Source organism: Ruminococcus sp. RTP21484sp1_RTP21281st1_A8_RTP21281_210402, from assembly GCF_040914025.1.
GTDB lineage: Bacteria > Bacillota > Clostridia > Lachnospirales > Lachnospiraceae > Blautia_A > Blautia_A faecis.
In genome coordinates this window covers 87,902-103,493 of record NZ_JBCPGE010000001.1, presented here as the reverse complement: position 1 = coordinate 103,493, position 15,592 = coordinate 87,902, and the positions used below count along the sequence as shown (strand labels likewise).

General features: G+C 44.2%; 11 protein-coding genes and 1 other annotated feature. Of the genes, 10 read left to right on the top strand and 1 reads right to left on the bottom strand.

Annotated features, from left to right (window positions below):
* Positions 1–18 precede the first annotated feature (18 nt).
* The 3 genes from pdxS (at position 19) to AB5170_RS00435 (ending at position 2,973) form a co-directional block, all read left to right on the top strand.
* Positions 19–894: a pyridoxal 5'-phosphate synthase lyase subunit PdxS gene (gene pdxS, locus AB5170_RS00445; protein WP_173770640.1), complete on the top strand. Its 876-nt coding sequence runs from the start codon at positions 19–21 to the stop codon at positions 892–894.
* 1 nt (position 895) lies between these two features.
* A complete protein-coding gene (gene pdxT, locus AB5170_RS00440) occupies positions 896–1,495 on the top strand; it encodes a pyridoxal 5'-phosphate synthase glutaminase subunit PdxT (RefSeq protein WP_173735229.1) in 600 nt (199 codons plus the stop codon).
* Positions 1,496–1,668: 173 nt separating this feature from the next.
* On the top strand, positions 1,669–2,973 hold the full coding sequence (locus AB5170_RS00435; protein WP_173770639.1) for an O-acetylhomoserine aminocarboxypropyltransferase/cysteine synthase family protein: 1,305 nt from the start codon (positions 1,669–1,671) through the stop codon (positions 2,971–2,973).
* Between the two features lie 13 nt (positions 2,974–2,986).
* Here AB5170_RS00435 and AB5170_RS00430 read toward each other — a convergent pair whose 3' ends face one another.
* Entirely contained in the window at positions 2,987–3,118 is a 132-nt protein-coding gene (locus AB5170_RS00430) for a DUF6783 domain-containing protein (protein WP_368357340.1), read from the bottom strand.
* A 176-nt stretch (positions 3,119–3,294) separates the two neighbouring features.
* Between AB5170_RS00430 and AB5170_RS00425 the strand changes: the two genes are divergently transcribed.
* From AB5170_RS00425 to AB5170_RS00395, 7 genes are all read left to right on the top strand, one after another.
* The gene (locus AB5170_RS00425) at positions 3,295–4,977 is read left to right on the top strand and encodes an EAL domain-containing protein (RefSeq protein ID WP_173770638.1); all 1,683 of its coding nucleotides are present in this window, start codon (positions 3,295–3,297) and stop codon (positions 4,975–4,977) included.
* A 324-nt stretch (positions 4,978–5,301) separates the two neighbouring features.
* Positions 5,302–5,997: a polyphosphate polymerase domain-containing protein gene (locus AB5170_RS00420; RefSeq protein WP_173770637.1), complete on the top strand. Its 696-nt coding sequence runs from the start codon at positions 5,302–5,304 to the stop codon at positions 5,995–5,997.
* A gap of 110 nt (positions 5,998–6,107) precedes the next feature.
* The gene (locus AB5170_RS00415) at positions 6,108–6,779 is read left to right on the top strand and encodes a DUF4956 domain-containing protein (RefSeq protein ID WP_173770636.1); all 672 of its coding nucleotides are present in this window, start codon (positions 6,108–6,110) and stop codon (positions 6,777–6,779) included.
* A 137-nt stretch (positions 6,780–6,916) separates the two neighbouring features.
* Entirely contained in the window at positions 6,917–8,818 is a 1,902-nt protein-coding gene (locus AB5170_RS00410; RefSeq protein WP_173770635.1) for a CotH kinase family protein, read from the top strand.
* Between the two features lie 294 nt (positions 8,819–9,112).
* Positions 9,113–10,084, top strand: a complete 972-nt coding sequence (locus AB5170_RS00405; RefSeq protein WP_173770634.1) for a hypothetical protein — start codon at positions 9,113–9,115, stop codon at positions 10,082–10,084.
* A 265-nt stretch (positions 10,085–10,349) separates the two neighbouring features.
* Positions 10,350–11,054: an ABC transporter ATP-binding protein gene (locus tag AB5170_RS00400; RefSeq protein ID WP_173770702.1), complete on the top strand. Its 705-nt coding sequence runs from the start codon at positions 10,350–10,352 to the stop codon at positions 11,052–11,054.
* Between the two features lie 7 nt (positions 11,055–11,061).
* Entirely contained in the window at positions 11,062–15,132 is a 4,071-nt protein-coding gene (locus AB5170_RS00395; protein ID WP_173770633.1) for an FtsX-like permease family protein, read from the top strand.
* Between the two features lie 159 nt (positions 15,133–15,291).
* Positions 15,292–15,574, top strand: a binding site (T-box leader).
* Positions 15,575–15,592 lie beyond the last annotated feature (18 nt).

The window sequence follows — 15,592 nt, the reverse complement described above, 5'->3', positions numbered from 1 at the left end:
GTACAGGAGGAAAACAAAATGAGTCAGGAAAGATATGCATTAAATAAACAGCTTGCGCAGATGTTAAAAGGGGGAGTAATTATGGATGTTACAACTCCGGAGCAGGCAAAAATCGCAGAGGAGGCAGGCGCCTGCGCAGTAATGGCACTGGAGAGAATCCCAGCAGACATCCGTGCAGCAGGCGGTGTTTCCAGGATGAGCGACCCAAAAATGATCAAAGGAATCCAGGAGGCAGTCTCCATTCCGGTTATGGCGAAGTGCCGTATCGGACATTTTGTAGAAGCGCAGATCCTGGAAGCAATTGAGATTGATTATATTGATGAGAGCGAGGTACTTTCCCCGGCAGATGATGTTTACCATATTGACAAGCGTCAGTTTAAAGTACCATTTGTATGCGGAGCCAAAGATTTAGGAGAAGCTTTAAGGCGAATCGCAGAAGGCGCTTCCATGATCCGTACAAAAGGCGAACCAGGAACCGGCGATGTGGTACAGGCGGTGCGCCACATGCGCATGATGAATAGCGAGATCGCGAAAGTGGTTTCCATGCGTGAGGATGAGCTTTTTGAAGAAGCAAAGAACCTGCGTGTACCGTATGAGCTGGTTGAGTATGTACACAAAAGCGGAAGACTTCCTGTGGTAAACTTTGCAGCAGGCGGTGTTGCGACTCCTGCAGATGCGGCACTTATGATGCAGCTTGGCGCAGAAGGTGTGTTTGTGGGCTCTGGTATTTTCAAATCCGGTGATCCGAAGAAGCGTGCAGCAGCTATTGTAAAAGCGGTCACCAACTATCAGGATTCCAAAATGCTTGCAGAGCTTTCCGAGGATCTTGGTGAAGCTATGGTTGGAATCAATGAGCAGGAAATCCAGCTTCTGATGGCAGAGAGGGGCAAATAAGATGAAAATCGGAATCCTTGCTGTGCAGGGAGCTTTTGCAGAACATAAGAGTAAACTGGAAAAACTGGGTGCCCGGTGCATGGAGCTGCGGAAAAAGGAAGACCTGGATGGAGACTTTGACGGACTGGTTTTGCCAGGCGGGGAGAGTACGGTACAGGGAAAACTCCTTCGGGAGCTGGAAATGTTTGAGCCTTTGAAAGAGAAAATCCAGACTGGAATGCCGGTGCTTGCCACTTGTGCAGGGGTGATCCTTCTGGCTGACCACCTCTCTAATGATGGGCATGTGTATTTCGGAACCATGCCTGTGACAGTAAAAAGAAATGCCTACGGCAGACAGCTTGGCAGTTTTCACACCATCAGGGAAATGAAAGGAATCGGTCAGGTTCCCATGACATTCATTCGTGCCCCTTATATTGAAAAATGTGGGGAAGGCGCAGAAGTACTGGCTGAGGTGGATGGAAACATTGTAGCTGTAAAGTATAAAAAGCAGTATGGACTGGCATTTCATCCGGAACTGGATGAGGATGACAGGATACATGAGGCGTTTCTGAATAGTGTAAAGAAATATGCAAAGAAAAATTCCCCAAATACCTGGCTATAGAATGAACCTATAACCAGATATTATTTTTACATATTAGACAGATAATCCCCAGTATGTTACTATGCATTCATCAACAAAAACAAAGCAACAGCAAAGAAAAACATCAAAAACAATAACAAAACTAACATTAACAAAAAATGATGAAAAATAGTAAACATACGGAGGAAAGAAAAATGGCAGATATCAGAGATTCTAAAAACTGGGGATTTGAAACAAAACAGTTACACATTGGACAGGAGAAAGCAGATCCGGTAACAGATGCAAGAGCTGTTCCAATCTACGCTTCCACATCTTATGTGTTCCATAACTCACAGCATGCAGCTGACCGTTTCGGACTTCGCGATGCCGGAAATATTTATGGAAGACTTACCAACCCTACAGAGGATGTTTTCGAGCAGAGAATTGCTGCTCTTGAAGGTGGAGTTGCAGCACTTGCAGTTGCTTCCGGTGCAGCAGCTATCAATTATACATTCCAGGCACTTGCAAAAACAGGTGAGCACATTGTAGCTTCCAAGACCATCTACGGCGGAACATACAACCTTCTGGCACATACTCTTCCGCAGACCAGCGGTATCACCGCAACATTTGTAGACCCGGATGTAGAAGGCTCCTTCGAAGCGGCAATTCAGGAAAACACAAAAGCAATCTTTATTGAAACCCTTGGAAACCCGAACTCCAACCTGATTGATATTGAAGAAGTTGCAAAAATTGCGCACAAACATAACATTCCTCTTGTAGTTGATTCTACATTTGCAACTCCTTACCTGGTTCGCCCGATTGAGTATGGTGCAGATATCGTCGTTCATTCTGCCACCAAATTTATCGGCGGCCATGGAACTGCAATCGGCGGCGTAATCGTAGACAGCGGTAACTTTGACTGGAAGGCATCCGGCAAATTCCCGTGGATTTCTGAGCCGAACCCAAGCTATCATGGAATTTCCTTTGCAGAGGCAACCGCTCCGGCAGCATTTGTAACTTACATTCGTGCAATCATCCTTCGTGATACAGGAGCTACCCTTTCTCCATTCCATGCATTTATGTTCTTACAGGGACTGGAAACTCTTTCCTTAAGAGTGGAGCGTCACGTAAGCAACGCCCTGAAAATCGTAGATTACCTGTCTAAACATCCACAGGTAGAAGCTGTTCATCATCCATCACTGGAGAGTGAGCCAAGCCATTATCTTTATAAGAAATACCTTCCAAACGGTGGCGGTTCCATCTTTACATTTGAGATCAAGGGTGATGCACAGACCGCTCAGAAGTTTATTGATAACCTTGCAATCTTCTCACTGCTTGCAAACGTTGCAGATGTAAAATCTCTTGTGATCCATCCTGCAACAACCACACACAGCCAGTGCACAGAGGAAGAGCTTCTTGACCAGGGAATCAAACCAAACACAATCCGTCTTTCCATCGGTATTGAGAAAGTGGAAGACCTGATCGCGGCTCTGGACGCAGCATTCGAGGCAGTAAAATAATTAAAAAATAAATTCATTTTTGTAAAAGGTACTGTATCTCCTGAAATGGAAATATAGTACCTTTTTTACGGGCTGCAACAAACGAATTCGGGCAAAATATGCCGCAAAGTGGGACGTGCGGATTGCGGGATGATTTTTCAAACAGGCTCTGGCATCTACGGAATGGTTACAGATTATCATAAAAATGTTTGTATTATTTATTCTTCTGTTTATACTTTTTTAACATTTTATGTGCAGAATTGTCAAAAACGGTAGACAGAATTGTGCAAAGTATGGTAAAATATTGATGTATTAGGGGAAAAGGGAAGGCAGTGATTTTGTGTGATAGATATCTCTAATCTTGACAGCCATATATTTGATGCTCTGTCTCAGACTTCAGATAATATGTACATTTATATAGCAGACCTGGAACGCGATTTTTCCAGATGGTCTAAGCCAAGTGTGGATTACTTCAATCTGCCGGGAGAATTTATAGAGAATACGGCGAAGGAATGGGTACAGCATATCCATCCTGCAGACCAGCATATTTTTCTGGAGGATATCGGTCGTATTTTTGAGGGGAAAAGCAACCGGCATAATTGTGAATACCGGGCTTTAAATAAATATGGGAAATATGTATGGGTAAGGTGCCAGGGAATTGTGGAGCGGAATGCGGATGGAAGCCTTGGCCTTTTTGTTGGCACGATGATGAATCTTGGTGTGAATGCCAAGTTTGACCAGCCCACTGGTTTATATACGTTTCATGAGCTGAAGAAGCAGCTTCCGTCATTTATCAGTCATGGAATGGAAGGTGCGGTTCTTCTTTTTGATGTGGACAGACTTCAGAGAATCAATGATATTCTTGGGTATCTGGTAGGAGATGAGGTGCTGCAGCGTCTGGGACAGAAATGTCAGAGTATGGAGGGCGTTATTTCTTATCGAGGACCAGGAGGTAAATTCTATTGTATTACCACGGAGAAATCCGAGAGTGCGCTTGACCGGATTTACCGGGAAGTGCAGAGATTTTCGGAGGAAGTCCCCAGGGAGATGAATCTGGAGATCCAGTTGACAATTTCCTGCGGAGTGGCCTTTTTTCCACAGGATGCAGAGGATTTCGAGACTTTGCATGCAAATGTGGAATACGCCCTTGAGCAGGCGAAGAAAGTGGGACGTGGTAGCATTGCGCAGTTTTCCGGACAAATGCACAGAAAAACAGTGGAGAAATTCCGACTGCAGGAAGTTCTCCGTGAGTCTGTTGCCAATAATTGCAGAGGGTTTGCACTGGTATACCAGCCTCTGGTGAACGGAGAGACTCAGGAGGTTTATGGTGCTGAGACTCTGATGCGTTTTTATCTGCCGGATGGAACCCTGGTTTCCCCAATGGAATTTATTCCGATCCTGGAGGAAGACGGAACCATCAGACAGGTGGGAGAGTGGCTTTTGAATGAGGCACTTGCCCAGGCGGCCTTGTGGCGCATGGAGAATCCTGATTTTGTGATTTCCGTGAATGTTTCTTATATCCAGATACTTCAGGAAGGCTTCAGGGAAATGGTGACACGGATCGTGGAAAAATCCGGCACACCGGAGAAGCAGTTGATCCTGGAGCTTACAGAGAGCTGTAAGGTATCGGATCCCAACGGCCTTCGGGATGATTTTGAATATTTTAAAAATATGGGGATCAATATGGCACTGGATGATTTCGGCACGGAGTACTCATCCATTGCATTGCTTCGCAAGCTGAAACCACAGTGGATCAAGATCGATCATACTTTTGTCCGTTCCATTCAGGATGATGAGATGGATCAGGCGATTCTGGAATATATTATGAATCTGAGTAAGCAGACCAGAATAAAGGTTTGTGTGGAAGGTGTGGAGAATGAGGAAATCCTTTCCGTTGTCCAGACTTATAAGCCGGAATTGCTTCAGGGATACTATTATTCCAGACCCTGTCCGGCGGAGGAATTTTCAAAGAAATATTTCAATGGAAAAGATAAGACAGGCAGCTACGGTTGTCTGAAAAAATAATTCTGATAAGTGTTTTTTTAAACACACTCTAGCCTCATGCTATAGAGCATGGGGCTTTTTTTGTGTGCATAATGCAATAGATCAAATCCTGTATTTATATGAGATTCTGGTGTATTCCACGAAAGGTTAAAAAACTGCAATAAGAGGTTCTTAAAGTTTCGCAGAATAGTCACATATTTTTTTAAGTACATTTCAGGTTCAGCTTCTATAATTTGGAATCGATATATCCAATATTTGTGTGTTTATTATATTGGATTTGTAAAAAGCGGAGCTTGTATTGGAAAATTACAATGTGTCAGACTCCGGGAAGGGAGGTTGAAGCAAATGGAGAAAAAAGAACATTATCGTCATGAGTTAAAATATACCATAAATTACTGGCAGTATCTGCAGCTTCGGAGCCGTTTCCGTCAGGTGATGAAAATGGATCCCCATACAAGGGCAGATGGAACCTACAGCATTCGAAGTATCTACTTTGACAATATCCAGGATAAAGCACTGCGGGAAAAAGTGAATGGTGTGGCAAAAAGAGAAAAGTTTCGGATTCGCTACTATAATGATAATTTTGAACGGATTACATTGGAAAAGAAGATAAAAAATAACAATCTTTGCATAAAAGTAAGCGCTGGATTGTCGGAAAAAGAGTGCAGAAAACTACTTAATGGTGATCTGGAGTGGATGAAGACACATTCCTCTTCATTGGTCCAGGAACTTTATGGAAAAATGAAGTATCAGCAGCTGCGGCCGAGAGTACTTGTTTCTTATACAAGGGAGCCCTACATTTATACGGCAGGAAATGTACGGATCACCTTTGACTGGAATGTACGGACCACCATGTACCACGGAAAATTTCTGGAAAAAAAAGTGTATGATGTGGAGACGGGACAGCAGTGTCCGGGAGAGATGATCATGGAAGTAAAGTATGATGCTTTTTTGCCCGGGGTGATACAGAATCTGATCCAGACAGATGGAGTAAGGCAGGAATCTTTTTCCAAATATGCAGCATGCAGAACATACGGATAAAGTGTTCAGTATCATAGTATATTCGCCCGTTGTGGCTGCTCCGGGAAGAAAGTATATTAGATGGATATGATTTCATATTTAAGAATGTAAAATATAGGAGTATAACAATTATGACATTTAATGATATTTTTAAATCCAGTTTCTTGGAAAATATAACAGAATTTTCAGCAACAGATACCCTGATCGCAATGGTGGCAGCTCTTGTCATCGGGATGTTTATTTTTGTGGTTTATAAGAAAACTTTTAACAGTGTAATGTATTCCACCGGTTTTGCCATGACTCTGGTGGGGATGACTATGGTGACTACTCTGGTAATCCTGGCAGTAACATCAAACGTTGTGTTGTCGCTTGGTATGGTTGGTGCTCTTTCTATTGTGCGCTTTCGTGCAGCAATCAAAGAGCCTATGGAGATTGTGTATCTGTTCTGGGCTGTAGCTGCAGGAATTGTAATTGGTGCCGGAATGCTGCCGCTGGCTGTGATTGGCTCTGGTATTATTGGTGTGATCCTGATTCTTTTTGCCAATAGAAAGGTACATGACAATCCATATCTGCTGATTCTGGACTGTCAGGACGAGAATGCAGAAAATGCAGCTGTTTCCCTCATGAAAGAAGCCGTAAAAAAGTATGCCGTGAAATCAAAGACGGTAAATGCACAGGGAATTGAATTTACAGCAGAGATTCGGATGAAAGATGGGGAGACTGCTTTTGTGAATCGTCTCAATGAGATCACAGGCGTGGAAAACGCGACTCTGGTAAGCTATAACGGAGAATATATGTCCTGATGGGAATTGCTCAGAGACAATCCGGGAAGTGCAGAAAAAATCCTGAAAAGTTCTGCGAGGCGTTCGGTGTGAACAGTACTTCCCCTGACAGATTTTCAGGAAAAGGATGAGAAAAAACTGACAGGAGGAATAGACATATGGTTACAAATAAATATATAACAAAAATCATTTCTGCACTTATGGCACTGGCGGTGATTCTCTGTCTTGCGACATCCGCTTTTTCCAAGCAGCTTCAGGCTGTTTACGGAAATAATGCTGTGACCATGGAATACGAAACCGAACTGTTTGATACAGACCAGGTTATGGATATCGATATTCTTATGGATGAGGATGACTGGAATGAGATGCTGGAAAATGCTATTTCTGAAGAATATTATTCCTGCGATGTTGTGGTAAATGGCAAGAAGTTCTATTCTGTGGGAATACGGCCCAAGGGAAATACCAGCCTTTCGTCTATTGCAAGTGCCCCCGATACAGATCGGTACAGCTTTAAACTGGAATTTGATCATTACATTGAAGGGCAGACCTGCTATGGTTTAGATAAACTGATTTTGAATAATAATTATGCTGACGCTACCAATATGAAAGAAGCTGTTGTTTATGATATGTATCAGTATCTGGATGTGGATGCATCACTTTATAATTATGCAAAAATCTGTGTAAACGGAGATTACCGGGGCATGTATCTGGCTTTGGAAGCTGTAGAGGACAGTTTTATGCTGCGCAATTATGGCACAGAAGATGGAAATCTGTATAAGCCGGAAAGCATGGGTGTTGGCGGCGGTGATGGGGAGGAAGGGAAAGATGGAGGCGAATTTCCCGGTATTGACGCAGAAAAGGTAGGAGAAGACAGTCAGGAAAGTGATGGTGAAAAGACAGGAGAAGACAGCCAGAATAGTAACAGGAAGGAAAACGAGGAATCCGGTACAGACAATGGGGAAACGGCGGAAAGTGAAAAAGAAAGCCCATCAGCAAGCAGTGAAAGTCAGATGCCACAGGGAGGCGGTTTCCAAGGTGGTGCACCGCAAATGGGAAATCCGCCGGAGAATATTCAGATGCCCCAGAGTGAAAATGACAAAATGCCAGATGAATTTCAGTTTTCCCAAAATGGTGAACAATCTGAGGATATTGATTTTTCAGATTTTAAGATGGGTGCCATAGGTGGCAGCGGAGGCGCGGATCTGAATTACACAGATGATGACCTTGACAGCTACTCCACTATCTGGGACGGAGAAGTTACCAGCTCGGGCAAAAAAGATCATAAGCGCGTGGTAGAAGCCCTGAAGAATATTAGTGAAGGCACAGATCTTGAGACGTATATGGATGTAGACAATATCTTGAAATATATGGCAGTTCACACCTTTGTGGTAAACGATGACAGTCTTTCCGGTACAATGGCCCATAATTATTATCTCTATGAATACAACGGTAAACTGAATATTCTCCCATGGGATTACAATCTTTCTTTTGGAGGAATGTCCATGGGTGGTGGAATGGGAGGTCAGTCTTCTGGTGCCACATCTGTGATAAACGATGCTATTGACACACCATTTTCTATTACAAACTTCTTTGATGCATTGCTGGAAAATGAAGAATATCTGGCGAAATACCATGAGTACTTAAATGAGCTTGTAGAGAAATATGTAAATGGCGGTGAATTCCAGAAAACTTATGAGCGGATCCGCAGCCAGATTGATGAGCTTGTGGCAGAAGATCCCACTGCATTTTACAGCTATGAAGAGTATGAGGCAGCTGTCGAAATGCTGTATGAAGTAATAAATCTCCGCGGGGAAAGTGTAAGCGGTCAGTTGGACGGCACAATTCCTTCCACAGATGATGGACAGAAGGCGGACTCATCCACTCTTATAGACGGTTCCGGCATTGAACTTAGTGTGATGGGAAGTATGTCCATGGGAGGTGGAGCAGGAGAAGGCATTGGAGTTCCCGGCGGAAGAGGTGATGGAGGGCAGATGAGAGCTCCTGGCGGAAGCGTTGATGAACAGCAGACAGGAGTTCCCGGTGGAAGCGTTGATAAATAGCAGACAGGAACTTCCAGTGGAGGCAGTGATGGACAGCAGATGAGAGCTCCCGGTGGAAGCATTGATGAACAGCAGACAGGAGCTTCCGGTAAAGAGGCTGGTAATTCAGATGGAAATGAAGCATTACAAAAAACAGAGTCAGGTGGTGTATAATAAGAAAAACGGAGTTGAAAAGCCATGGTTAATCCGTTATAATTTTCATATATAAATACATGAAAAAAGTTTTTTTTCAGAAAATTGTATGTTGCTGGTCATGGGGTGGACAGCAACGACTATATGAAGGGGGATTTTTCTATGACGAAAATGAAGAAGATTTGCATACCTGTTCTTGCAGCTGCAGCCCTTGCGTTTTCAGTTCCCGGAACTACGCAGGAGGCAGAGGCTTCCTGTAATACTTACCGTGTGAATGTTGCTACTGGATATCTGGCTCTTCGGACAGATACATCCTATAATAGCGGTAATGAGATTGGAGAGCTTTACAGTGGCGATCTGGTGGAAGTGATGGATTACACTGGTGCCACTGGTTACTGGTATGTATACTCTCCTAAGTATGACGATTTCGGATACGTGAATAATGATTATCTGGATTCTGTGACATCTTCCGTATCTTCCTATGATACAATGTGGACCGTAAGCGTTTCCACCGGATATCTGGCTCTTCGCAATGTACCGGAATATGATGCATCTAATGAAATCGGTGAGCTCTATTCAGGAGATACCGTCTGGGTTTCCGACAGCAGCAATTCTCAGTACTGGTATGTGTATTCCCCGAAACTGGACGGCTATGGATATGTGAACCAGGAGTACCTGTACAGAGAAGAGGGACTGGATACAGATTCCAGCTATTTTGGCGAAATAAGAACGGTCAGTGTTGCCAAGGGCTATCTGGCACTTCGCAATATGAAGGCATATGATGCTTCCAATGAAATCGGGGAATTATATTCCGGTGATACCGTACAGCTTCTGGATACAAGTGATTCCCAGTACTGGTATGTGTATTCCCCGAAATATGATACCAATGGATTTGTAAACAAAGATTATCTGGTGGGTGGAAATGCATATGCTACCTTGTATGTAAAAGTGCCTACCGGCTATCTGGCTCTTCGATCCGCTATGGGATATGATGCGGCAAATGAGATTGGTGAACTGAATACCGGTGATACTGTGGTAGTAATTGATTCCAGTTCGGATAAATACTGGTATGTATATTCTCCACGCCTTATGAAATACGGATATGCGGATTGTAATTATATATTCTGCAATTGATGAGCAGGAAAGAAAAACAGCCTCTGACTTTTTTACTGGGAAAGTCAGAGGCTGTTTTTGAAATAACTATAATTTTTATAACTGCACACTTGAATTCATATCCTACGCGATTGGTATAGTTGTTACTGTTTACTCCGTGACCAGTAACGTATAGTTATCTTTATAGAAATTTCATACTTTCTCTGATTGAACAAAAAAACCTGCAATGCTATACTAAAATTAAAACATATTTGAAAAACAGGAGTGTGATAAATTGCAGGATACCATAGAAAACTATATTCACCTTGAAAAGGTTTCCAAGATTTATGGAACAAAAGAAGTAAAAATAATCGCAGTAGATGAGATCAGCTTTAACATAGCAAAAGGCGAGTTTGCCGTGATCGTAGGTCCCAGTGGCGCTGGTAAGACTACGGTTCTGAATATTCTGGGAGGAATGGATACTGCCACCAGCGGTCAGATCTGGGTAGATGGAAGGAATATAGCGAAATACAATAACCGCCAGCTCACCAGCTACCGCAGGGACGATATTGGATTTGTTTTTCAGTTTTATAATCTGGTTCCCAATCTGACAGCTCTGGAAAACGTAGAACTGGCAGGACAGATCTGTAAGAACCCCATGGATCCGAAAACTGTTTTGGAAGAGGTGGGCCTGAAAGACAGACTTGGAAATTTTCCTGCCCAGTTATCAGGCGGTGAACAGCAGAGAGTTTCCATTGCAAGAGCTCTTGCCAAGAATCCGAAGATGCTCCTTTGTGATGAGCCTACAGGTGCGCTGGATTACCAGACTGGTAAGGCAATTCTCAAGCTTTTACAGGATATGTGCCGCCAAAAGGGGATGACAGTAGTGGTTATCACTCATAACTCTGCATTGACGCCTATGGCAGATCGCGTGATTAAAATAAAAAACGGCAAGGTGGCACAGATGACTTTGAATGCCCACCCAACCCCGGTAGAAGAAATTGAGTGGTAGGTGAGAGATGAAAGCATTAAGAAAAGAATTCTGGATGGAGATCCGGAAAAGCAAATCCAGGTTTATCTCCATTCTTCTGATCGTGGCTCTCGGAGTGGCCTTCTTTTCCGGTATTCAGGCTTCCTCGCCGGATATGCGCTATTCCGGAGATGCCTATTATGACGAAAGCAGCCTGATGGATATCAAGGTTGTGGGCACAATGGGCCTGACATCTGATGATGTTTCTTCTATAGAAAGTATAGATGGCATTGAGTCCGCAGAAGGTGCCTGGTCTACCGATGTGATGTGCGGGGAAGGCCAGAAGCAGAAGGTTCTTCACATTGAATCCATAAATGACGCAGTGAATAAACTGGATGTGCAGGAGGGACGCCTTCCGGAAAAAAGTGGAGAGATTTTTCTGGATAGCACATTTGCTTCTGCCAATGAATATAAGGTAGGAGATAAGGTTGCTTTGCGTGAAGATGGAGATTCTACCCTTCTTGTGACTGCAGAATATACGGTAGTGGGAACTGGAAGAAGCCCTCTTTATATTTCCTTTAACAGAGGAAATACAACCCTTGGAACTGGTGAAGTAAATGGATTTGGATATGTGCTCCCGGAAGATTTTGACCAGGAAATTTATACCCAGATTTATGTGACCGTTCATGGTGCAAAGGGCCTTACCAGTTATACAGACGGTTACGAGAATCTGATTGCCAAGATCAAAGGCCGTGTTGAAAACATAGCAGATGATCGCTGTCAGATCCGCCTTGCAGCTGTGAAGGCAGATGCACAGGAGGAAATCGATGATGCCCAGAAGAAGCTGGACGATGGGAAAAAAGAGGCAGATGAAAAGCTTGCTGACGCAAAAGAAGAACTGGATAAAGGTGAAAAGGATTTAGAAGACGGCAGGCAAGAGTATGAAGATGGAAAATCCCAGTTAGAAGACGCAAAAACAGAGCTTGCCGATGGGAAAAAACAGCTGGAAGATGCGAAGACAGAGCTTGCTGATGGGAAAACCCAGTTAGAAGATGCGAAAGCGCAGCTTGCTGATGGAAAAAGTCAGCTGGAATCTGCCAAGAGTCAGCTTTCCTCTAGCAAAAGCCAGCTTGATACTGCCAGAAGCCAGCTGGATGATGGATGGAGTCAGGTAAATGCAGCAAAAGCCCAGCTTGCTGACGGACAGGCTCAGCTTGATTCTGCGCAGAAGCAGGTAACCAGTGGTCTGGCAGAATTAGAGGAAAATCAGAAGACTTTAGATGAAAATAAAGCGAAACTTGCAGATGGAAAAGCCCAGCTTGAGGTAGGCGAACAGCAGTTAGAAGCCGCAAAGCAGACTTTGACAACAAAGCAAAGTGAACTGGATCAGTCAAAAGCGGAAATTACTGCCGGACAGCAGCAGATCGAAAGTACCAGAACCCAGTTAAATGCCCAGAAGCAGCAGATTACAGATGGACTTTCCCAGGTATCAGTAGGAGAAGCCCAGCTTCAGGAGGGAATAAGTGCTTTGGAAAGCGCAAAAGCTCAGCTGACGGAGCTACAGAGTCAGCTTGCTACAGTACGCGCAAGTTACAACGCAGCACTGGAAAATCCGGATGCTTCCCAGGAGGAAATAGATATTCTGGCAGCCCAGGTGTCTGCACTGGAAGAACAGGAGGCGGCAGTAACCCAGCAGATCCAGGCAAGTGAAGCGCAGATTGAGAGTCAGCGGCAGCAGCTTGCAGCGACCAGAAGTGAGTTGGAAAGCGGGCTTGCAGCAGTCGAGGATGGACTTTCCCAGCTTTCTCAGAAAGAAAGCGAGCTGAATGCGGGGCTGGAACAGATAACAGCAGGTCAGGCACAGATCGATGCCGGATGGATTCAGATTCAGGAACAGGAGAATACTCTTGCTGCTTCGAAAGCTGAGATAGAGGCAGGGGAACAGGAACTGGAAAAAGGTCAGAAGCAGTTAAAGGCAGCAAAGAAAAAACTGAGTAAAGCCCAGAAAGAAATTGATTCCAATGCAGAGACCCTGGCAGCAGGACAGGCGGAACTGGATGCCAATGTGGCAAAGTTAAATGACAGCGAAGCGCAGTATGCTTCCGGCCTGGAACAGTATCATTCCGGTGCCCGGCAAATCGCTGAAAATGAGGCAAAGCTTACTTCCGGTGAGCAAGAGATTGCAGAAAATGAGGCGAAACTTGCCGATGGTGAGAAAGAAATCGCAGACAATGAGAAGAAGCTTGCAGACGGTGAAAAAGAGATTACAGACAATGAGAAAAAGCTTCAGGATGCGGCTAAAGACTTGAAAAAAGGCGAGAAAGACCTTGCAGACGGAAAGAAAGAGTACGAAGACGCCCAAAAAGATGCTGAGGATGAGATTGTCGAGAATCAGCAGAAGCTGGATGATGCGAAAAAGGAGCTGGAAGATCTGGAAAAGCCGGAGTGGATGGTTACAGATAGGGAGGATCTTCCGGAATATACGGATTACGGTGATAATGCAGACCGTCTTCGAAACATCGGTCAGGTTTTCCCGGTCATCTTTTTCCTGGTAGCGGCATTGATCAGTCTTACCACTATGACTCGTATGGTGGAGGAGCAGCGAACCCAGATCGGTACCTTGAAGGCATTGGGATATAAGAAGTCTGCCATTGCAGCAAAATACATCTGTTATGCATTTTTTGCAACTCTTCTTGGCAGTGTGCTAGGAATGCTGATCGGAGAGAAAATTATTCCATACATTATTATAACTGCTTATGGAATTATGTATCACAATGTGGCAAATACCATTTCCATTGATTATCAGCCTGGCTTCGCACTGATCGCTTCCGCAGCCTCTGTTGTATGTACAGTTGGAGCGACTCTTTTTGCAAGTGGAAAGGAGCTGCAGGAGACACCGGCCTCTCTTATGCGCCCACCGGCTCCGAAAGAGGGCAAGCGGGTATTGCTGGAGCGGTTCACATTTATATGGAAGCATTTAAGCTTTTCCTGGAAGTCCACAATCCGAAATCTTTTCCGTTACAAGAAGCGTCTGATCATGACAGTCTTTGGAATTGCAGGAAGCATGGGACTGATGCTGGTTGGTTTTGGGCTTCAGGATTCCATTAGTGATATTGCCGCTATTCAGTACCGGGAGCTGCAGCATTATGACGGAATGGTGATTGAGGACAGCGATGCTACAGAGGAAGAACATGAAGAGCTGTTTGAATATATGAAGGAAAATGAGCAAATCGCCCATTGCAATCGGGTACAAATGACGAAGATCAGTGCTCCGAAAGGCAGCTCCAACATCAGTATTTATCTGTTTGTGCCAGAGAGCCTGAGTGAGTTTGCAAAGGATGTAACCTTAAAGAACCGTATTACCGGGGAAACATATGAGCTTACCGACGAAGGTGCTGCTATTTCCGAGAAAACGGCATCCCTGCTGGGATTAAAGGTGGGAGATATGATTCCCCTGAAAAAGGGAGATAAGGAATATAAGGTGAGGGTGGCTGTGATCACAGAGAATTATATGAGCCATTACCTTTATATGACGCCCAGGGTTTATGAGCAGACGTTCGGGGAAAAGCCGGAGTATGAGAACATTGTGTTTACTATGCAGGAAGACTGCAAAGATGATCTGGAAATGGCAGGAACCCGGATCCTTGCTTATCCTGGGGCTCTCAGCATCAGTTATACCAGTAGTCTGGCATCCCAGGTTGACCGTATGCTGAGCACTCTGGATGCGGTGATCCTGGTGCTGATCGTTTCCGCAGGAATGCTTGCTTTTGTGGTATTGTATAATCTGAATAATATCAATATTACAGAAAGACAGAGGGAGCTGGCAACTTTGAAGGTGCTCGGCTTCTATGACGGAGAGGTCTCCCAGTATGTGCTTCGGGAAAACGTGATCCTGACAGTGCTTGGAATTATGTTTGGAGCAGTGTTTGGAATTCTCATTCACAGGTATGTGATTACCACGGTTGAGGTGGATGCGGTTATGTTTGGACGTAATATTAAGCTGTTGAGCTTTTTATACAGTGGGATTCTGACAAGCATATTTTCCATTGTGGTGAATGGGGTGATGCATTTTAAGCTGAAAACCATTGATATGGTAGAGTCCTTAAAGAGTGTGGAATAAAAAGTATTGAAAAAACATCGCTTTGGGGGAGAATTCCTGAGTGGTGTAATTGTGAAATTTTTAAATTAGCTTGACAAGCCGGAAGAATGCAATTATAGTTATATCCATGAAAAGTGGCGGCTTTTTCCGGCTATTTACAAGGAGATCAGGTCGCTGCAGCGAAAGGCATTGAAGAAGAGGAGTAAGTGCATGCCCTCCCAGAGAGAAATGTCCAGGTATAACTGTGGTGGAAGACATTTCGAGATCCGCATTCACTGAAGGTAGCTTCTGAGCCGGGAAACTGAACAGGCAGTGATATCTGCAGTAAGTTTTCACGCAATTCCAGCGTTACAGGAAAGAGATATGTGTATAACAGAGCGAAGGCTGTAAATGCATTCAGGGAAAACAGCACTTTGCATTTTGCACATAATGAAGGTGGTACCGCGTTAATTTCGCCCTTCACACAATTGTGTGAGGGGCT

Coding starts and splice junctions, on each gene's coding strand:
- pdxS (WP_173770640.1), top strand. CDS start 19: ATGAGTCAGGAAAGATATGCATTAAATAAACAGCTTGCGCAGATGTTA.
- pdxT (WP_173735229.1), top strand. CDS start 896: ATGAAAATCGGAATCCTTGCTGTGCAGGGAGCTTTTGCAGAACATAAG.
- AB5170_RS00435 (WP_173770639.1), top strand. CDS start 1,669: ATGGCAGATATCAGAGATTCTAAAAACTGGGGATTTGAAACAAAACAG.
- AB5170_RS00420 (WP_173770637.1), top strand. CDS start 5,302: ATGGAGAAAAAAGAACATTATCGTCATGAGTTAAAATATACCATAAAT.
- AB5170_RS00415 (WP_173770636.1), top strand. CDS start 6,108: ATGACATTTAATGATATTTTTAAATCCAGTTTCTTGGAAAATATAACA.
- AB5170_RS00410 (WP_173770635.1), top strand. CDS start 6,917: ATGGTTACAAATAAATATATAACAAAAATCATTTCTGCACTTATGGCA.
- AB5170_RS00405 (WP_173770634.1), top strand. CDS start 9,113: ATGACGAAAATGAAGAAGATTTGCATACCTGTTCTTGCAGCTGCAGCC.
- AB5170_RS00395 (WP_173770633.1), top strand. CDS start 11,062: ATGAAAGCATTAAGAAAAGAATTCTGGATGGAGATCCGGAAAAGCAAA.